The sequence below is a fragment of the Paracoccus onchidii genome (assembly GCF_028294535.1).
In the GTDB taxonomy this organism is placed as follows: Bacteria; Pseudomonadota; Alphaproteobacteria; order Rhodobacterales; family Rhodobacteraceae; genus Paracoccus; species Paracoccus onchidii.
In genome coordinates this window covers 21,158-37,940 of record NZ_JAQBIE010000004.1, presented here as the reverse complement: position 1 = coordinate 37,940, position 16,783 = coordinate 21,158, and the positions used below count along the sequence as shown (strand labels likewise).

The 16,783-nt window shown below is 60.4% G+C and carries 19 protein-coding genes; 7 read left to right on the top strand and 12 right to left on the bottom strand.

Features of this window, described 5'->3' with window-relative positions; genetic code table 11:
- Positions 1 to 59: 59 nt before the first annotated feature.
- A complete protein-coding gene (locus tag PAF17_RS04145; protein ID WP_271887821.1) occupies positions 60 to 1,532 on the top strand; it encodes an NAD-dependent succinate-semialdehyde dehydrogenase in 1,473 nt (490 codons plus the stop codon).
- Between the two features lie 117 nt (positions 1,533 to 1,649).
- The gene (locus tag PAF17_RS04140) at positions 1,650 to 1,904 is read left to right on the top strand and encodes a GlsB/YeaQ/YmgE family stress response membrane protein (protein ID WP_271887820.1); all 255 of its coding nucleotides are present in this window, start codon (positions 1,650 to 1,652) and stop codon (positions 1,902 to 1,904) included.
- Between the two features lie 82 nt (positions 1,905 to 1,986).
- On the opposite strand, the gene PAF17_RS04135 is transcribed toward PAF17_RS04140, so the two are convergent.
- A complete protein-coding gene (locus PAF17_RS04135) occupies positions 1,987 to 2,736 on the bottom strand; it encodes a DUF1013 domain-containing protein (protein ID WP_271887819.1) in 750 nt (249 codons plus the stop codon).
- A gap of 188 nt (positions 2,737 to 2,924) precedes the next feature.
- On the opposite strand from PAF17_RS04135, the gene PAF17_RS04130 reads away from it, so the two are divergent.
- Entirely contained in the window at positions 2,925 to 3,560 is a 636-nt protein-coding gene (locus tag PAF17_RS04130) for a ribonuclease T2 (RefSeq protein WP_271887818.1), read from the top strand.
- A gap of 9 nt (positions 3,561 to 3,569) precedes the next feature.
- On the opposite strand, the gene PAF17_RS04125 is transcribed toward PAF17_RS04130, so the two are convergent.
- Together PAF17_RS04125 and PAF17_RS04120 are read right to left on the bottom strand one after the other, a co-directional pair.
- Positions 3,570 to 4,559 carry an NAD(P)H-quinone oxidoreductase gene (locus tag PAF17_RS04125; protein ID WP_271887817.1) on the bottom strand — a complete coding sequence of 330 codons (990 nt, stop codon included), beginning with the start codon at positions 4,557 to 4,559 and terminating at the stop codon, positions 3,570 to 3,572.
- A 9-nt stretch (positions 4,560 to 4,568) separates the two neighbouring features.
- Positions 4,569 to 5,228, bottom strand: a complete 660-nt coding sequence (locus tag PAF17_RS04120; protein WP_271887816.1) for a COQ9 family protein — start codon at positions 5,226 to 5,228, stop codon at positions 4,569 to 4,571.
- A 93-nt stretch (positions 5,229 to 5,321) separates the two neighbouring features.
- On the opposite strand from PAF17_RS04120, the gene rpsU reads away from it, so the two are divergent.
- A complete protein-coding gene (gene rpsU, locus PAF17_RS04115) occupies positions 5,322 to 5,528 on the top strand; it encodes a 30S ribosomal protein S21 (protein WP_022705914.1) in 207 nt (68 codons plus the stop codon).
- Positions 5,529 to 5,596: 68 nt separating this feature from the next.
- Here rpsU and PAF17_RS04110 read toward each other — a convergent pair whose 3' ends face one another.
- Positions 5,597 to 6,064 (bottom strand): Lrp/AsnC family transcriptional regulator, encoded by a 468-nt coding sequence (locus PAF17_RS04110; protein ID WP_271887815.1) that lies wholly within the window; start codon positions 6,062 to 6,064, stop codon positions 5,597 to 5,599.
- A gap of 160 nt (positions 6,065 to 6,224) precedes the next feature.
- Between PAF17_RS04110 and ald the strand changes: the two genes are divergently transcribed.
- Positions 6,225 to 7,343: an alanine dehydrogenase gene (ald, locus tag PAF17_RS04105; RefSeq protein WP_271887814.1), complete on the top strand. Its 1,119-nt coding sequence runs from the start codon at positions 6,225 to 6,227 to the stop codon at positions 7,341 to 7,343.
- Between the two features lie 103 nt (positions 7,344 to 7,446).
- On the opposite strand, the gene mscL is transcribed toward ald, so the two are convergent.
- The 3 genes from mscL to PAF17_RS04090 all read right to left on the bottom strand — a co-directional run bounded on the left by mscL (position 7,447) and on the right by PAF17_RS04090 (position 9,207).
- A complete protein-coding gene (mscL, locus tag PAF17_RS04100) occupies positions 7,447 to 7,881 on the bottom strand; it encodes a large conductance mechanosensitive channel protein MscL (protein ID WP_271887813.1) in 435 nt (144 codons plus the stop codon).
- A gap of 148 nt (positions 7,882 to 8,029) precedes the next feature.
- Complete coding sequence (locus PAF17_RS04095) at positions 8,030 to 8,671, bottom strand: DsbA family protein (RefSeq protein WP_271887812.1); 642 nt, start codon at positions 8,669 to 8,671, stop codon at positions 8,030 to 8,032.
- Complete coding sequence (locus PAF17_RS04090; protein WP_271887811.1) at positions 8,665 to 9,207, bottom strand: DUF721 domain-containing protein; 543 nt, start codon at positions 9,205 to 9,207, stop codon at positions 8,665 to 8,667. The genes PAF17_RS04095 and PAF17_RS04090 overlap by 7 nt, the downstream gene beginning before the upstream one ends.
- A 160-nt stretch (positions 9,208 to 9,367) precedes the next feature.
- On the opposite strand from PAF17_RS04090, the gene PAF17_RS04085 reads away from it, so the two are divergent.
- Together PAF17_RS04085 and PAF17_RS04080 are read left to right on the top strand one after the other, a co-directional pair.
- Positions 9,368 to 10,321 carry an A/G-specific adenine glycosylase gene (locus PAF17_RS04085; protein WP_271888007.1) on the top strand — a complete coding sequence of 318 codons (954 nt, stop codon included), beginning with the start codon at positions 9,368 to 9,370 and terminating at the stop codon, positions 10,319 to 10,321.
- 9 nt (positions 10,322 to 10,330) lie between these two features.
- Positions 10,331 to 11,470 carry an alkane 1-monooxygenase gene (locus PAF17_RS04080; protein ID WP_271887810.1) on the top strand — a complete coding sequence of 380 codons (1,140 nt, stop codon included), beginning with the start codon at positions 10,331 to 10,333 and terminating at the stop codon, positions 11,468 to 11,470.
- A gap of 3 nt (positions 11,471 to 11,473) precedes the next feature.
- Here PAF17_RS04080 and PAF17_RS04075 read toward each other — a convergent pair whose 3' ends face one another.
- The 5 genes from PAF17_RS04075 to PAF17_RS04055 form a co-directional block, all read right to left on the bottom strand.
- Positions 11,474 to 12,277: a hypothetical protein gene (locus tag PAF17_RS04075; protein ID WP_271887809.1), complete on the bottom strand. Its 804-nt coding sequence runs from the start codon at positions 12,275 to 12,277 to the stop codon at positions 11,474 to 11,476.
- Complete coding sequence (locus PAF17_RS04070) at positions 12,274 to 13,308, bottom strand: GSCFA domain-containing protein (RefSeq protein WP_271887808.1); 1,035 nt, start codon at positions 13,306 to 13,308, stop codon at positions 12,274 to 12,276. Before PAF17_RS04070 ends, PAF17_RS04075 begins: the two co-directional genes overlap by 4 nt.
- Before the next feature lie 120 nt (positions 13,309 to 13,428).
- Positions 13,429 to 14,556 (bottom strand): site-specific DNA-methyltransferase, encoded by a 1,128-nt coding sequence (locus tag PAF17_RS04065; protein WP_271887807.1) that lies wholly within the window; start codon positions 14,554 to 14,556, stop codon positions 13,429 to 13,431.
- A gap of 90 nt (positions 14,557 to 14,646) precedes the next feature.
- A complete protein-coding gene (locus PAF17_RS04060; RefSeq protein ID WP_271887806.1) occupies positions 14,647 to 15,279 on the bottom strand; it encodes a ribonuclease HII in 633 nt (210 codons plus the stop codon).
- 109 nt (positions 15,280 to 15,388) lie between these two features.
- Positions 15,389 to 16,588 carry an MFS transporter gene (locus tag PAF17_RS04055; RefSeq protein ID WP_334223658.1) on the bottom strand — a complete coding sequence of 400 codons (1,200 nt, stop codon included), beginning with the start codon at positions 16,586 to 16,588 and terminating at the stop codon, positions 15,389 to 15,391.
- Positions 16,589 to 16,783: the final 195 nt, after the last annotated feature.

The window sequence follows — 16,783 nt, the reverse complement described above, 5'->3', positions numbered from 1 at the left end:
TGACAATCGCTAAGCAAGTTGCTTAATATATTGACCAAGCCCAATTCGGAGACCCCGTTGTGACCAAACATTCCACCGATCTACAGACCCTCTTGCGCGATCCTTCGCTTCTGGAAACGCGCGCTTTCGTTGCCGGAGAATGGGTCGAAGCCGCCGATGGCGCGACCTTTGACGTCATCAACCCCGCACGGGGGGACGTGATTGCCAAGGTTGCGGACCTGTCCCGCCAGGACGTTGCCACCGCGATCGACGCCGCCGCCGATGCCATGAAGGATTGGGCCGCGCGCACCGCCAAAGAACGCGCACAGCTGATGCGCAAGTGGTACGACTTGATGATGGAAAACCAGGACGATCTTGCCCGCATCCTGACCGCCGAAATGGGCAAGCCCTTCGCCGAGGCCAAGGGTGAAATCGCCTATGGTGCCAGCTTCATCGAGTGGTTCGGTGAAGAGGCCAAGCGTGTCTACGGCGAAACGATCCCCGGCCATCAGCCCGACAAACGGCTGACCGTAATCCGTCAGCCCATCGGGGTTGTCGGCTCGATCACGCCCTGGAACTTTCCGAATGCGATGATCGCCCGCAAGGCGGCACCGGCCTTGGCCGTAGGCTGTGGCTTTGTTGCCCGCCCGGCCGCGGAAACACCGCTTTCGGCGCTGGCAATGGCCGTTCTTGCCGAACGCGCCGGCCTGCCCAAGGGCATCCTGTCGGTTGTAACCTCGTCGCGCAGCAGCGAGATCGGCAAGGAATTCTGCGAAAACCCCAAGATCCGCAAACTGACCTTCACCGGCTCGACCGAGGTTGGCCGCATCCTGCTGCGTCAGGCGGCGGATCAGGTTCTGAAATGCAGCATGGAACTGGGTGGCAACGCGCCGTTCATCGTGTTTGACGATGCCGATCTGGACGCTGCGGTCGAAGGCGCGATGGCCTCTAAATTCCGCAACAATGGCCAGACCTGCGTCTGCGCGAACCGGATCTATGTGCAGGCGGGCGTCTATGATGAATTTGCCAAGCGTCTTGCCGCCGCGGTTGACAAACTGACGGTCGGCGACGGGTTGGAAGACGGCATCACCACCGGCCCGTTGATCAATGACAAGGCCGTGACCAAGGTCGAAGAGCATATCCAGGACGTTCTGGATGGCGGAGGGGCGATCGCGACCGGTGGCGGACGCCTCGACGGGCTGTTCTTCAAACCGACCGTCGTGACCGGCGTGACCGACAATATGAAGGTCGCCACCGAAGAAACCTTTGGCCCGCTGGCGCCTCTGTTCAAGTTCGACACCGAAGAAGAGGTGATCGAAAAGGCCAATGCCACGATCTTTGGCCTGGCCTCGTATTTCTATGCCCGCGATATCGGTCGCATCACGCGCGTTCAGGAAGGACTGGAATACGGCATCGTCGGCGTGAATACCGGAATCATCTCGACCGAGGTGGCCCCGTTCGGCGGCGTCAAGCAATCGGGCCTTGGCCGCGAGGGCAGCCATCACGGCATCGATGACTATCTGGAAATGAAATATGTCTGCCTGTCGGTCTGACCGGCAGATCAGATCGTAATGATTGCGCGGCGGGAACAGATTGGCCCCGTCGCGCATTTCTGTTGCAGCGCGTCGCTGCGGTGGACGTGAATGTGAAAACAGCACAGGGGGCTGGTTATGGAAGGTATCGGGTGGTTCTTGTCGATCATTCTGGGTGCCATCGCCGGATGGATCGCCGAAAAGATCATGAAAAGCGATCACGGACTGATCATGAACGTCATTTTGGGGATCGTCGGCGCGGTTCTGGGCAACGGGTTGTTCCGGCTGCTGTTGGGCGGCACCGCTGGCGGTGCCATAGGACAGTTGATCGTGGCCGTCATCGGTGCATGTATCCTGATCTGGCTGGGCAGGTTGATCAGGAATCGCGGCTGATCTGATCAGAATCCACGCAAAAGGCCGGCGCGGTTTCCCTGCGCCGGCCTTTTTCCATGATGCCGAACCTGCGGTGCCTGTCTCAGCGGTCGTCCTCATCCTCGTCCGAATCATTATCCGGCAGGTTGAAGAAGCTGTCAGCGTCCAGATCGGCTTCGGGTTTCCGATCCTCGTCATCCTGACTGAGCGAGAAATTCTCGAGTCCGGCAATCGCGGTCGGCAGGCGCGGTTCTTCGGACATCGACAGCGAAGTCTCGGTGCTGACCAGTTTGCGCCGTTCGTCATCGCTCATGACATCACCGTCGGCAGCACGCTTTTTCGCCGCTTTCTGGACAGCGGTATCCAGTTCGGTCTGACGGCAAAGACCAAGCGCCACCGGATCGATGGGCTGGATGTTCTGGATATTCCAATGCGTGCGTTCGCGGATCGCATTGATGGTCGGCTTGGTGGTGCCGACCAGCTTGGCAATCTGTGAATCGGCCAGTTCCGGATGGAACTTAACCAGCCAGAGAATCGCGGCAGGACGATCCTGACGCTTGGACAGCGGCGTATAGCGCGGCCCGCGACGCTTTTCCTCGCCTTCGGCGGCAGGATTGTATTTCAGGCGCAGCCGGTAGGTCGGGCTTTCCTCGCCGCGCTTGATTTCCTGAGGATCCAGCTGGTTCGAAGCCACGGGATCATAGCCTTTGACCCCGGCGGCCACGTCACCATCGGCAATGCCTTGCACCTCCAGTTCGTGCAGACCGCAGAAATCACCGATCTGCTTGAAGCTGAGCGTGGTGTTATCGACCAGCCAAACGGCGGTGGCCTTGGCCATCAACGGCTTGTTCATGTCAGTCTCCTTCGCATATCTGCCCCGCGCACGACCTGAACAGGCCGGGAAAACGGCTTTCGGCGGGTGCCATTCCTCGTTTTCGGGGGGAATTGGAGGCGCATATAACGATTCAGGCGCGATTAGAAAAGAGGATTCGCACATTCCGATGTGGACGCCAGAAGACAAGCAGCTAAGGTGACGGCAAGATGAGCCAGTTTCTTCGCATCGCCCTGATCGCCCTGTTTCCCATGCTTGCACGCGCCGATGACGTTGCAGGCAGGTTCGATTACTATGTTCTGGCGCTGAGCTGGTCGCCGACCTGGTGCAGCCATACGGGCAATGAACGCGATGCGGATCAATGCGATATCGGGCGCAAGACCGATTTCATCGTGCATGGGCTATGGCCACAATATGAACGCGGCTGGCCTCAGGATTGTTCGACACGCGAACGCGATCCGTCGCGCCGCCAAAGCAATGCAATGGCCGATCTGATGGGATCTGGCGGGCTGGCCTGGTATCAGTGGAAAAAGCACGGGCGCTGCACCGGCCTGTCGGCAGCAGACTATTATGGCGCCACACGATCGGCGGCAGAACGCGTGGTGATTCCCCAGGTGTTTGATGACCTGAACCGCGACATCCGGCTGCCACCATCGGTGGTCGAGGACGCATTCATCGAAGCGAACCCGCAACTGACCCGTAACGGGGTCACCGTCACCTGCCGCAGCGCCGCCCTGCAAGAGGTCCGGGTCTGCCTGACCCGCGATCTGACGCCGCGGGACTGCGCCCCCGATATCCGCAATGACTGTTCGCTGGACAGGATCTTGATGGAACAGGTTCGCTAAGCACGCCCGTCAGTCGCCGGCAACCTTCAGCACGATCTTTCCGATATGCTCGCTGCTTTCCATCCGCCGATGCGCATTCGCCGCATCCTTCAGCGCAAATTCGCTGTCGATCACGACCTTGACCGCACCGCTTGATATCAACGGCCACAGCTGTTTGCGCACGGCATCGGCGATTTCCGCCTTGGCCGTGTCCGACTGTGGGCGCAGGGTGGAGCCGGTCACGGTCAGGCGCTTGGCCATGATCTGGGCAAAGTTCAGTTCCACCTTCGACCCTTCGAGAAAGGCAATCATGACCAGTCGGCCATCCAGCGAAAGGGTGCGAATGTTGCGGGGAATATAGCTGCCCCCGACCATATCCAGAATCAGGTCCGCGCCCCCTTCGGCCGCGACGCGTTTCACAAAGTCTTCGTTGCGATAGTTGATCGCGGTCGCCCCAAGATCAGCGACGGCCCTGCATTTCTGATCGTTCCCCGCTGTCGCAAAGACCCGCGCGCCCAGTGCATGACCGATCTGGATCGCCATCATGCCAATCCCCGAGGTTCCGCCATGCACCAGAAACCTCTCACCGCCCTTCAGGCCACCGCGTTGCACGACATTGGACCACACCGTGAAACTGGTTTCGGGCAGGCACGCCCCTTCCTTCATGGACAAGCCGCGGGGAATCCTCAGCGCATGGTCGGCGTGACACACCGCGTATTCGCCATAGCCGCCGCCGGGCAACAGCGCGCAAACCTTTTCCCCCTTGCGCCAGCGTGTCACGCCCGCGCCAAGCCCCACGATCTCGCCCGATGCTTCAAGCCCCGGCAGGTCCGAGGCGTTGGGCGGCGGCGCATAGCTGCCCTTGCGCTGCAGGACGTCAGGGCGATTGACCCCGGCATAGGCGACCTTGATCAGGATCTCGTCATGGCGGGGCACCGGCACCGGGCGGCGCACCATTTGCAACATATCGGCATCGCCCGCAGCGGAAATCTCGACCGCATTCATTGCGTCTGGAAACATCTCAAATCCTTACCTGTAATCTTGCTTTCCCGGAAGATCCCGATCGCGCGGGGGACGAATCCAGCCGAATGCCGCACGCGCCAGCATATCTGCCCCGGGCAGCTTTGACAGGCGCGACTTGACCATTTCAAACCGCATCACACCGTCAATTCGGCGATCAAGGAATTCGCGGGTATCCTGATGCCCTTCGGACATATCCCCCAGCCAGAACAACACCGTCGCGCTAATCACCGCCGAAAGCGTCGCACGCTTGGAATACCAGTTGGCATCATCGGAATTATCGCCAAGCCCTACCCAGATCACGTCGGCCGTTTCCCAGACCAGACGCGCCGCCAGCACCGAGTTCTGCGGCAAGGCCAATACTGCGGCCCCCGCCCGGACCAGTTCGGGGTCGACCAATTTCAGGCGCTGCCAGACCGCCTCGGCCACGCGATCACGAAACCGCCCTTCGGGTGGCGAAGTCGCAAGCCAGTCGCGCAAACTGGCATCGGCCCGGCGATGATATGCCGCGGCCAGCCCGGCCCCACCCTGCGGAAAATGCACGCGCGCCAGGGCCTGTGGCAGACCGATATCGCGGGCACCCGCCAGCAAGGCCCGCTCGTTCATCCCGTCGAACGGCACATGTTCCAGCGCGGCGCGCAGCAATCGGTCTTGGTCTGTATCTGTCATTTCGACCTCATCTGGACAAAGCGCTTCCGACCTGTTAGTGGAACGCTTCCTGCAATCTTTGCAACTCTAACTTAGGAAGGTGGTGACAACCACATGCAGGTCAACGTTCGCGATAACAACGTCGAACAGGCGCTTCGTGCCCTGAAGAAGAAACTTCAGCGCGAAGGTGTCTTCCGCGAGATGAAGCTTCGGCAACATTTCGAGAAGCCGTCGGTCAAGAAAGCCCGTGAAAAGGCAGAGGCCGTTCGCCGCGCCCGCAAGCTGGCCCGTAAAAAGGCACAGCGCGAAGGCGCGCTGTAAGGCGACGCGATCACGCGTAATCAGCGACCCCCGCAGCCCTGCTGTGGGGGTCTGCTTTTATCTGCCCCCTAGGGCTGCACCGGAATCGCAGTCGTACGAAACACCGTGCGCAACGCGAAAGATGAATGCATCTGCGCAACACCCGGCAGGCGCGACAGATGCTGGCGGTGGATCCGCGCAAAATCATCGGTATCTTCGACCACGATCTTCAGCAGATAATCCGCGGTGCCAGCCATCAGGTGGCATTCCAGAACATCGGGAATGGCGCGAACAGAACGTTCGAACCCGTCCAGAACCTCATCGGATTGTCCCGACAACGTGATTTCGACGAACACGGTGGTTTGACGCTGCAGCGCCCGCGCATCCAACAACGCGACATAATCCGAGATTACCCCAGTTTCCTCCAGCCGCTGCACCCGGCGGTGGCAGGCGCTTGGGGACAGGTGCACCCGCGCGGCCAGTTCGGCATTGCTGATTCGGCCCTGCTTTTGCAACAGGGACAGGATTCGGCGGTCGATTGCGTCAATATCCGACATATTCGCAGTTTCTTCGATACAATTTCAATTTTTCAGAAGGATCTACACCTTACGTGACCATTGTGCGACCAGCTTCGCAGCACCTTGCGGAAACAATCTGCGACACTGGTCCGATAAACGCATCCACCGAACCGGATGCGCATGAAGAGGAGGTAGAACCATGAAAATCGGCTGTCCAAGGGAAATCAAACCACAGGAATTCCGCGTTGGCCTGACACCTGCCGCCGCAGGTGAAGCAATCCTGCGTGGCCATGACGTCGTGATCGAGACCGGGGCCGGCCTGGGATCGGGCTTCGAGGACGCTGATTACAGCGCCGTCGGCGCAAAGATCGTCGGCACCGCCAAGGATGTCTTCGATCAGGCAGAACTGGTCATCAAGGTCAAAGAACCTCAAGCCGTCGAACGCAAGATGCTGCGGGCTGGCCAGTTGCTGTTCACATACCTGCATCTTGCCCCCGACCGCGCCCAGACCGAGGATCTGCTGGCTTCGGGCGTCACGTCGATCGCCTATGAGACGGTGACGGATGCACGGGGCGGCCTGCCGCTGCTGGCACCGATGTCCGAGGTGGCCGGCCGGTTGGCCCCGCAGGTCGGGTCCTGGGCATTGCAAAAGGCCAATGGCGGGCGTGGCGTCCTGATGGGGGGCGTGCCCGGGGTGCGTCCGGCGAATGTCGTCATCATAGGCGGGGGCGTGGTCGGCGCCGCTGCAGCGCGTGTCGCCGTTGGCATGGGCGCAAATGTAACGGTGATGGATCGCTCGGTTCCCCGGCTTTCCTATCTGGACGATGTGTTCATGGGAAAACTGACCACGCAATATGCAAATGCCGCGACCACGGCCGAGCTGATCCAGACTGCCGACATGGTCATCGGCGCCGTGCTGGTGCCGGGCGCGGCCGCGCCCAAGCTTGTGACACGCGCTCAATTGTCGACCATGCCGCCCGGCGCAGTTCTGGTCGATGTCGCGATCGATCAGGGCGGATGTTTCGAAACCTCAAAGGCAACCACGCATCAGGACCCGATCTACGAGGTCGATGGCGTCGTGCATTACTGTGTCGCGAACATGCCGGGGGCCGTCGCCCGGACCTCGACGCAGGCGCTTGGCAATGCGACGCAACCCTTCCTGTTGGCGCTTGCGGACAAGGGCTGGCGACAAGCGGTCGCCGACGATCCCCATCTGCGCGCGGGGCTGTCGACCCATGAGGGCAAGCTGACCTCGCAGCCCGTCGGCGAGGCCCTGGGGATCAATGCGGTTCCGGTCGATCAGATCCTTGCAAAGTAAGGCATCCCGGAACGGGGAATGAATGGCGGCGCAGCCCCGAGGATGCGCCGTCAGATTTCAGAGTCAGATTTTTTCGGATCGAGTTTCGAAGTCGAATACCGACTCAGGCCGAACGAGCGGCCAGCAGATCACGGATCTGCGCCAGCAGTTCCTCTTGCGAGGGGCCGGCAGGTGCTTCCTCGACCTTTTCTTCCTTTTCGGCCAGGGCGCGGGCGCGGTTGACCGCCTTGACCAGCATGAACACCACCCATGCCACGATCAGAAAGTTCAGAACCGCCATCAAGAACGATCCATAGGCAAAGATCGCCGCCCCGGATTCACGGGCAGCTTCCAGGCCGGTGCCCGCGGCAACCTCGCCCGACAAGACGACATATTTATTGGTGAAATCGATCCCGCCGGTCAAAAGCCCGATCACGGGATTGATCAGGTCATTCACCATCGAGGTGACAATCGCCGTGAATGCGGCACCGATGATGATCCCCACGGCCATGTCCACGACATTGCCACGGGCGATAAATTCACGAAATTCCTGAAGCATCTTTCCAGCTGTCCCTTTTGCAAGCGCTGCACAATATTCGCGACCTTAGGGCGAAAAGCGCAATGGGCCAACAGCCGCGTTGTCCGGATGTCCGACATTCCCGCAATGTGGGGCGCGATGCCAGGCGCCCCACGGAACGTTTTGCGGATTATTCGCCGGCTTCTTCCAGCTTGGTGTCGATGATGCCCTTCATGTCATCCCAAGGCTGGTTCATCACCGTTTCACCCGCGATGATGAAGGTCGGCGTCGCCTCGATTTCATCTGCCGTGGCGTTTTTCTGGAAGGTTGCGATCAGCTGTTCAGCCTTGGCGCCATCATCCCAGCATGCAGTCATCTGGTCTTCGGTCATGCCGGCCTTCAGGCCGATTTTGCGCAGATTGGTCGCGATTTCGTCGCCCGACCCCCCGGCAAGCCATTTCCCTTGTTCTTTGAACAGCATGTCGGAAACGGCATAGTATTTGTCATCGCCGCCGCAACGCGCCAGCATCCCGGCCCACAAACCGACCTGATCGAAATACACGTCGCGCTGGATAAAGCGCACCTTGCCGGTATCGACATATTCGGATTTCAGCTTGGGCCAGTTGTCCTCATGAAAGTTTGCGCAATGCCCGCAGGTAAAGCTGGCATATTCGATAATGGTGACCGGTGCATCTTCGGCACCCAGCGCGATATCAGGCAAGGTCTGCACATCGACCAGTTCCGTCTCGGCGTCCTGCGCAAAAGCGGTTTGGGTCAGGGCCGGCATCGCCAGCGCAAGTGTCATCGCGGTGGCGACAGAGCGGATCAGCATGAATTGTCCTTTCGGTTCTTTCGAGAAGAGAGATTAAGCGCCAGCCGGGCCATTGCCTCGGCAAGCTGATTGTCGTCAAAACGGGCCGCAACCTCGGCGGCCCGTTCCTGATCCTTGGGATCCGGTTGCCGGCTTTGGGACGGCGCGGGCGCGAACTGGGCCTGTCCTTCGGAAAAACCGCTGGCCGCCGTCTGGGTCAGTGCGATCTTCTGGATGGCGTTATAGCCGTAGCAGGCATTCACCTTGTCGCGCAGCTGAGGCAGTTGCATTTCAACCATCGGCGCCGCCGGTCCGGTGGTCAGCAGGGTCAGCGTTGCCCCGAAACCGCCCCGACTATGGCTGATGCGCACCGGTCGGGTTGAACGCGCCAATTGCTCGCCCGCGATTTCCGGCCAATGCGTCAACAGGCGCGCCACGGCAAAGCCCCGCCCTTCGGCAGCCTTCTGCACCCGGTCCCCCAGCAGCGAGGCAGCAGCCTCGAACCCGCGCCGCCTGCGCCGGATCGGGTATTTCGTCTTGTCGAACCTCTGTGCCATCGCTGCCTGATCGGTTATCCCAGCTATATCCTTAATCAGCACGGATCAGGGAGGAAAGCATGCAGCAAGGCACGGGGGCTGATAATTGCGTGACATCAAAGTGATCGCACCCGGACTTTTGGCCTGGTATGACACCCATGCCCGGGACCTGCCCTGGCGAATGCCGCCGGACAGCAAGGCCGCCGCTGATCCCTATCGCGTCTGGCTGTCCGAGGTCATGTTGCAGCAAACGACGGTTGCCGCCGTCAAAGCCTATTTCACGCGCTTCACCCTGCGCTGGCCGCGGGTGCAGGATCTGGCTGCGGCCGATGATGGCGATGTCATGGCGGAATGGGCCGGGCTTGGATATTACGCACGCGCCCGCAATCTGCTGGCCTGCGCGCGCGCCGTGTCCGCAGCCGGTTCGTTCCCCGGGACGCGCGAAGGGTTGCGCGCCCTGCCCGGCATCGGCCCCTACACATCGGCGGCCATTGCCGCAATTGCCTATGACCATCCCGAGACCGTCGTTGATGGCAATGTCGAACGCGTCGTCGCGCGACTGTTTGCCGTCGAGGCGCCCTTGCCGAAATCCAAGCCCGAACTGACCCGGCTGGCAGAAACCCTGACGCCACAGACGCGGCCGGGTGACTATGCGCAGGCGATGATGGATCTGGGCGCCACGATATGCACGCCCCGCAACCCCGCCTGCGCGATCTGCCCGCTGATGGATTGCTGCGACGCGCATGCCCGGGGAATCGAGACCTCGCTGCCCCGCAAGCTGCCCAAGGCGGCCAAGCCCGAACGCAGGGGAATCGCATGGGTCGCACGGTCGGGCCGGTCTATCCTGCTGGAGCAACGCCCCGCCAAGGGATTGCTGGGTGGAACGCTGGCCTTTCCATCGACCGAATGGGACGGGCGCGACCTGCCGCCGCCAGGCCCGGCCGATTGGGTCGACCTTGGTCAGGTTCGCCACGTTTTCACGCATTTCAGCCTGACCATGACGGTCATGCTGGGCGATCTGCGCGGAAATCCCGAACGTGGCCATTTCGTGCCGATCGCGCAGATCAGGCGCGATGATCTGCCGGGTCTGATGCGCAAGGTCTGGGATATGGCGCAGGGCGAAATCGCGGCATAGTATCGCCCCATGAGCAAACCCACCCCCAACGCCCTTCCGCCTGCCGCGCCGTTCTGGATGTCGGTGATCATGATCCCGCTGGTCATGCTGGCCGCCTGGAAAGGCGGCTTCTGGTGGGTCTTGCTTCCCGGCTATGCATGGTATCTGACAACCGCGCTGGATGGCGTGCTGGGACAAAACGAGACAAACCCGACCCCCGAGGCCGAACTGTCGCAACTGTTCTGGCACCGGGCGGTGACGCTGATCTGGTTCCCGCTGCAATTCACAACGATCTTCGGCACGATTTTCTACACGACGCAAAGCGGCCACCTGTCGGGGTTGGAAAAGCTGGGCTTGTTTTTCGGCATCGGCGTGCTGTCCGGCACGATCGGCATCGTTTATGCCCATGAGCTGCTGCATCAGAAATCGCGGCTGGAACGCTGGTGCGGGGATCTTCTGCTGGCCTCGGTCCTGTATTCGCATTTCAGGACCGAGCATCTTCTGGTGCATCATTCATGGGTGGCAACGCCCCGCGACGCGGTTTCGGCGCGCTATAACGAAGGCTTCTATCGCTTTTTCTGGCGCGTCCTGCGGGAAAGCCCGGTCAGCGCCTGGCGGGCCGAAACCCGGATGCTGGCCCGCGCAAAACGCCGCCCATGGGACCGGCGCAATCCGTTCTGGCGCTATGCCCTGTTGCAGATCGCCATGCTGACGCTGGCATTCTGGCTGGGGGGAGTGGGCGGCCTGTTCCTGTTCATCTTTCAAGCCTTCATCGCCGTTTGGCAGCTTGAATTGACGAATTACGTCGAACATTACGGCCTGACGCGCCGGCATCTGGGGAATGGTCGCTATGAACATATCCTGCCTCGCCACAGCTGGAACGCATCGCACACGGCCTCGAACTGGCTGTTGATCAATCTGCAACGCCATTCCGATCACCATTACAAACCCGATCGGCGGTTTCCATTGCTGCAAACCTATGACGCCGACGAAGCGCCGCAATTACCATTCGGCTATCCGGCCATGACATTCGTGGCCATGGTGCCCCCATGGTGGCGCCGTCGCATGAATCCACGCGTCAGGGCGTGGCGGCGTAAATTCTATCCCGATATCAGCGATTGGGGCGATTACAATCGCGGCAGCCTGCCCCCACCCCGATCCGCATTATAGCCATCAACCGCCAGGCAGCGCGGCCATGATCTGATCCAGAACCAGCCGCCCATAGTCCTGATTGCCATGGGCGTAATCGGTTTCGGGCTGAGGTTCTTGTGCATGCGGCGACAAACGCAATGCCCCCCGCATCAGGTCGGGGCGGGTGAACACGCCATCCTGTTGAGCGATCTCGGGCCAGAACACGATCCGGGCGCTATCGCCAAGCACGTCAACTGCGGCCGCCTGAAAGCATTGTCGCCAATGCAGGCCATCTTGCCGCCGGACCATATCGCTATAATCGCTGAAACGTCCGGGCGGGGTATCACATTCCGCCGAGGGCAAGGGCTCGGGCAGCATCAGAACCGGCTTCCCAAGGGGGGCGATCCGCAGGGCCAGCTTGCCCGCGGGTGAATTGCGCACCCGGCTGCACAGCACCTCTTGCAGGAAATCGCGGCTGACCAGCTGGCAATCCTGTCCTTGTCCATGCATCGCTCCGGCGTGCATCGAAGGAAACTCCTTGCTGCGATGATCGGCACAAATCGCGGCCATTCCCCGCCATCCGAAACCGCCAACGACGGCAAAGGCATCGTATTCGCCGATATCCAGTTCCCGCACGAGATTATAGAACTTCATCTCGGCGGCGACCTCATCGGTATCAGGAACCAGCACGCCGTCGCGCACATGCAGCCGCCCGATATTTCCCGCCAGCAGTCCCAGAAAATCGACATCCCAAAACGGCCAGTCTTCGGGTGAGGACACATAGGCCATGCGCGGTGCAGCAATATGGGAATTGCCGAGAATCAGCAATCGCGGCAAGTCTGTCATCGGCCGAACGCCTCTAGCATGGCATCTTCGCAAACCGGATCCGCAATGGTCCGCACCTGCCGGACCCGCCCATCGGCGGGATTGAGCCCGTGTGCGGCCAGGAAAGCCTTCATCACCGTGGCAACACCGGCATCCGTGACCCGGCGCAAGTCATCGGCATAAAACCTGCCACGCGCGGCCGGATTGGTGACGATTTCGTATGACGGAAAGTAATCGACCTGTTCATGCGCGCTGGCCATATCGCCGGCGGCAGCACGCAAGGTGGCCTTGGAATACTGGGTCGCAGGAAGCACATGCGAATCGCTGGCCGTTGCCGTCAGCGGCACGGGCGACACTGTCAACAGCAACCGCATGCCTGCCTTGAAATCCTGCAGCCTCTCCAGCAACCGGATCAAATCCTGCTGCACCTGAGGATAGCTGAAATTGACGAATTCGTGCAGCTCTGGATCATATGATCCCGCGATCACCCCTGGACAGGTCGGATAGACCCGCCCCGTTGCGCGACATCGCCAGGCTTCGGTAAGCCCCAGCGTGAACACGAAAACATCCGCCTGTCGCAATGTCGCGCCAACACGCGCCAGATGCGAACTGCGCATCGCCAGGACCTCTTGTGCGCTATCCAGTCCGTTTGGTTCCAGCCCCGGACGCAAAGCGTCGAAATAGCGCCCGTCCCGCTGCCAGACATGGGCCGGATCAGGTTGCCCCGCAGCAACTTCGTCGAGAAACTGCACCATCTGACGAGCGGTGTAGATATTTCCGTAGCGCCCGGAATACAGCCCGAACCCATAGCGATGCGCCAGATCGGGCGCGATGCCTTTCGGGGCCGGCTCGCCGTCAAGAACGGTCAGGCCCGCATCCCGCAACGCGCGGCCAAGATGCTGCGCAAAGCAACTGCCCGCCGTCGCGATGCAATCCGCCTCATCCAGCCTGAAGGCCGGGCAGTGAATATCCTGCAACTGATCGGCAGCCGCATCGGCCACACCATGCCGCCAGAAAGCCGAAGAAGGAAGATCAGAATAAGGATGCGCCATGCTTACAGACATATGCCGATGCAGAGGCGAAAGAAAAGGCCCCGCCATATGGTTATGGCGGGGCAAGTCGGCTCCGCCCGCATCTGATGCGGGGGAACGGCGGCGAAACGGCTTGCACGATCAATTCGGGCGGCTGACCTCGCCCGACATCTCGGCGCGGATCTGCTGACGCAGCAGGTCGATGGGAATCATTTTCCCCTCACGCCGGTAATGCCAATAGGTCCAGCCATTGCAGGACGGCGCGCCTTCCAGGGCTGCCCCCACCTGATGGATGCTGCCCTTGACGTCGTTGCCGATCAGGCTACCATCGGCACGGACCTTGGCCTTGTGGCGGTTGCCGATGGAATACAGCTCTTCGCCCGGACGCAGCATGCCGCGCTCGATGACCTGTCCGAAAGGCACTCGGGGTTCGGCGCGCTTGGCCTTGGTCGTGGCGATGGAATCGGCATCAAGGCGACGCACACGTTCCAGACGCTTCTGGGCAACCTCGCGATAGGCGGCCTCGCGCTCGATGCCGATGAAATCACGCCCCAGCATCTTGGCAACCGCGCCGGTGGTGCCGGTGCCGAAGAACGGGTCCAGCACCACATCGCCCGGATTGGTCGTCCCGATCAGGACACGATGCAGCAGGGATTCAGGCTTCTGGGTCGGATGAGCCTTTTCGCCCTTGCCGTCCTTCAGACGCTCGCCGCCATTGCAAATCGGCAGCACCCAATCGCTGCGCATCTGCACGCCCTCGTTCAGCGATTTCAGCGCCTCATAGTTGAACGTGTATTTCGAGCTTTCGGATTTCGAAACCCAGATCATCGTCTCATGGGCATTGGTCAGGCGCTTGCCGCGAAAATTCGGCATCGGGTTCGACTTGCGCCAGATCACGTCATTCATGATCCAGAAGCCCTGATTCTGCAGCTCGGCACCGACGCGGAAAATGTTGTGATAGCTGCCGATGACCCACATCGCGCCATCCGGCTTCAGGATGCGGCGCGCCGCAGCCAGCCATTCACGGGTGAACTTGTCATAAGCGGCAAAGCCCGCGAACTGGTCCCATTCATCATCGACCGCATCGACCTTGGAATTGTCCGGCCGGTGCAGATCGCCCCGCAATTGCAGGTTATAGGGCGGATCCGCAAAGATCAGATCCACGCTCTCTTCGGGCAGCGAGTTCATCAACTCGATGCAATCGCCGGCCAGAATCTGGTTCAGCGGTAAAGGCCGCGCGGAATCCGCGCGCTTGTTCTTGGTTGTCATCTTGTCTGCCTCTGGAACTGCCGGCTTTTGCCGATCTGTATGTCCCTAAAGATGAGTCACTGGCGATTCGCCGTCAATTTCTTTTTTGAATCAAGCACTTGAAGAAGCAGCTTTACACAAGATATTGTGGACCGGCTTGAACGAACGCCTATGATGTGGGGTTACCCCCAAATCTAGCAGCGCCTGTTTATGCGCCGGCGTCGGATAGCCCGCGTTTACTTCCCAGCCATAGCCGGGGTGCTGTTGCGCCAAATCCACCATGATGCGATCGCGCAACACCTTGGCCAGGATCGAGGCCGCAGCAATCGTCAGCGAACGTGCATCGCCCTTGACCACCGCTTCGGCAGACATCGCAAGATCCTTGGGCAGGCGGTTGCCATCGACCAGAACATGATCAGGTGTTGACCGAAGCCCCGCCACCGCGCGGCACATCGCCAGATGCGAGGCATGATAGATATTCAGCCGGTCGATGTCCTCGACCTCGACATGGGCGACCGACCAGTCGCAAGTCGACATGATCTCTTGCGCCAGAGCCTCGCGCCGAGCCGCGGTCAGCTTCTTTGAATCGTTCAAACCGTTGGGGATTGCTGCTGCATCCAGCACCACGGCAGCCGCCGTCACCGGGCCAGCAAGCGGTCCCCGCCCGACTTCGTCAACCCCGGCAATATATCGTTTTCCGCCAGCAATCGCCGCCGTCTCGAAACTGAAATCGGGTTGCGCCATTTCATCACCTCAATCGGCCGAAGCCGCGTTCCCATCGCCCGGCAAGGGTTCACCCCGCCAGAAGGCGCGACATGCCAGATAGAGGCGTTCCTGATCAAGCCATCTTGGGTCAGCGATCGAGGCGCGGCAGAAAGATTGTCAGGATGCCCAGCAAAGGCAGCGCCGAACAAATCAGAAAGACCATCCGGATGCCTTGTGCATCCGCCAAAACCCCCAGTGCCGCAGCGGCAATGCCCCCCATGCCAAAGGAAAACCCGAAGAACAGGCCGGCAATCATCCCGACCCGTCCAGGGACAAGTTCTTGTGCAAACACGACGATGGCCGGAAAGGCCGAGGACAGAATAAGCCCGATCAGCACGACCAGGATTGCCGTCGGCACCAGACCGACATGGGGCAGCGCCAGCGAGAATGGCAGCACGCCAAGGATCGAAAACCAGATGATCCGCAAGGCCCCGATACGGTCACCCAGAATGCCACCCAGCATCACCCCCGCCGCCATTCCTGCCAAAAACAGGAACAGGAACAGCTGTGCGCCCTGGGGGCCCAGTCCGAACTTCTCGATCGTGAAAAAGGTGAAATAGCTGTTCATCGACGCGGTGTAGATATTCTTGGTGAATGTCAGAACCGCCAGCACGATCAATGACCTGACCACGATATTGCGCGGAAGGCGCAGCGTCGTATCGGGCCGCGAGGCCGCCTGACGCCGACGCCCCTCGGCCCAGTTCCCGACGCGCCACAGGATCGCCACCCCTGCGGCAGCGGCCACTGCAAACCATGCGACTGCCGGTCGCCCAAGCGGCACCACCACGAAGGCCGCAAGAAGCGGGCCAAGCGACTGTCCGAAATTGCCACCAAGCTGGAACAGCGATTGCGCGGTGCCAAAGCGCCCCCCCGAGGCCAGACGCGCCACGCGCGAACTTTCCGGGTGGAACACGGCCGAGCCGATCCCGATCAGCATCGCCCCGGCAAGAAGCATTTCATAGCGATGGGCATATGCCAGCAACAGCACCCCGCAAAAAGTCGAACTCATTCCAAGGGAAAGAGATCGCGGTTGGGGATGCTTGTCGGTCACCGCGCCGACAACCGGCTGCAACAAGGATGCCGTCACCTGAAAAGCAAATGTCATGACGCCGATCTGCGCATAACTCAGCGAAAACTCTGCTCGCAACAGAGGGTAGATCGCCGATAGCATCGATTGCATGACATCATTGATCAAATGGCACAGGCTGATCCCGATCAGCACCGGCCAGACCGCCCCAGGCATGGCCCCGTACGATCCCTTTTTCATCGCCTGATCTGTCGACGCCATGCCATTATCCCATCCAGAATATTGCCTGATGTGCAATTACCAGCATTCAATTGAATTGAGAATAGTGCAGCAACACAACCTTAACGGTTATCAGCATATCTTTTCGTGCAGGTTTCATTTGAAAAACGGCCTTTTGTCTATTTCGACAGGTTTAATCACCAGCGCACAGGCATAAAAATAATAAACAAATTATTA

Excerpts from the sequence above, each read along its gene's own strand:
- PAF17_RS04140 (WP_271887820.1), top strand. The coding sequence starts at position 1,650 with ATGGAAGGTATCGGGTGGTTCTTGTCGATCATTCTGGGTGCCATCGCC.
- PAF17_RS04135 (WP_271887819.1), bottom strand. The coding sequence starts at position 2,736 with ATGAACAAGCCGTTGATGGCCAAGGCCACCGCCGTTTGGCTGGTCGAT.
- PAF17_RS04130 (WP_271887818.1), top strand. The coding sequence starts at position 2,925 with ATGAGCCAGTTTCTTCGCATCGCCCTGATCGCCCTGTTTCCCATGCTT.
- PAF17_RS04125 (WP_271887817.1), bottom strand. The coding sequence starts at position 4,559 with ATGTTTCCAGACGCAATGAATGCGGTCGAGATTTCCGCTGCGGGCGAT.
- PAF17_RS04120 (WP_271887816.1), bottom strand. The coding sequence starts at position 5,228 with ATGACAGATACAGACCAAGACCGATTGCTGCGCGCCGCGCTGGAACAT.
- rpsU (WP_022705914.1), top strand. The coding sequence starts at position 5,322 with ATGCAGGTCAACGTTCGCGATAACAACGTCGAACAGGCGCTTCGTGCC.
- PAF17_RS04110 (WP_271887815.1), bottom strand. The coding sequence starts at position 6,064 with ATGTCGGATATTGACGCAATCGACCGCCGAATCCTGTCCCTGTTGCAA.
- ald (WP_271887814.1), top strand. The coding sequence starts at position 6,225 with ATGAAAATCGGCTGTCCAAGGGAAATCAAACCACAGGAATTCCGCGTT.
- mscL (WP_271887813.1), bottom strand. The coding sequence starts at position 7,881 with ATGCTTCAGGAATTTCGTGAATTTATCGCCCGTGGCAATGTCGTGGAC.
- PAF17_RS04095 (WP_271887812.1), bottom strand. The coding sequence starts at position 8,671 with ATGCTGATCCGCTCTGTCGCCACCGCGATGACACTTGCGCTGGCGATG.
- PAF17_RS04090 (WP_271887811.1), bottom strand. The coding sequence starts at position 9,207 with ATGGCACAGAGGTTCGACAAGACGAAATACCCGATCCGGCGCAGGCGG.
- PAF17_RS04085 (WP_271888007.1), top strand. The coding sequence starts at position 9,368 with ATGCCGCCGGACAGCAAGGCCGCCGCTGATCCCTATCGCGTCTGGCTG.
- PAF17_RS04080 (WP_271887810.1), top strand. The coding sequence starts at position 10,331 with ATGAGCAAACCCACCCCCAACGCCCTTCCGCCTGCCGCGCCGTTCTGG.
- PAF17_RS04075 (WP_271887809.1), bottom strand. The coding sequence starts at position 12,277 with ATGACAGACTTGCCGCGATTGCTGATTCTCGGCAATTCCCATATTGCT.
- PAF17_RS04070 (WP_271887808.1), bottom strand. The coding sequence starts at position 13,308 with ATGGCGCATCCTTATTCTGATCTTCCTTCTTCGGCTTTCTGGCGGCAT.
- PAF17_RS04065 (WP_271887807.1), bottom strand. The coding sequence starts at position 14,556 with ATGACAACCAAGAACAAGCGCGCGGATTCCGCGCGGCCTTTACCGCTG.
- PAF17_RS04060 (WP_271887806.1), bottom strand. The coding sequence starts at position 15,279 with ATGGCGCAACCCGATTTCAGTTTCGAGACGGCGGCGATTGCTGGCGGA.
- PAF17_RS04055 (WP_334223658.1), bottom strand. The coding sequence starts at position 16,588 with ATGGCGTCGACAGATCAGGCGATGAAAAAGGGATCGTACGGGGCCATG.